At 65.0% G+C, this 515-nt stretch carries 2 pseudogenes; both read left to right on the forward strand.

What is annotated here, in order from left to right:
- Positions 1-283, forward strand: a pseudogene (locus tag BN1136_RS13770) (sugar ABC transporter ATP-binding protein); the annotation flags it as partial.
- 1 nt (position 284) lies between these two features.
- Positions 285-515, forward strand: a pseudogene (locus tag BN1136_RS20245) (ABC transporter permease); the annotation flags it as partial.

Below are 515 nucleotides of genomic sequence, written 5' to 3' on the forward strand. Positions count from 1 at the left end.
GAAGGTGCTCCTGGCCCGCTGGCTGCTGACCAAGCCGCAGTTCCTGATCCTGGACGAACCCACCCGGGGCATCGACGTGGGAGCACACGCCGAGATCATCCGCCTCATCGAATCCCTCTGCGCCAACGGGCTGGCTCTGCTGGTCATCTCCTCCGAGCTCGAGGAGCTGGTGGGCTACGCCGATCGGGTGATCGTCCTGCGCGATCGAAAACAGGTGGCAGAGCTTGCGACGGACGCCCTCAGCGTCCATGCCATCATGAACGCCATTGCATGCGAGGCCTGATATGACGTCATCCACTCTTCCCCTCTCCAAGGGGACCAGCCGCCCCCGCCGGCCCTGGCCCACGGGCTCGGCCCAATGTGTCGCCCTGGTGTGCGTGCTGCTCATCAATGCCCTGGTCGCCGACAACTTCTTCGCCATCCACATCCAGGATGGCCGACTGTTTGGCAGCCTCATCGACATCCTCAACCGCTGCGCCCCCGTGGCCCTGCTCTCCCTCGGCATGACGCTGGTC

The sequence above is a fragment of the Aeromonas taiwanensis genome, from assembly GCF_000820165.1.
Lineage (GTDB): Bacteria > Pseudomonadota > Gammaproteobacteria > Enterobacterales > Aeromonadaceae > Aeromonas > Aeromonas taiwanensis.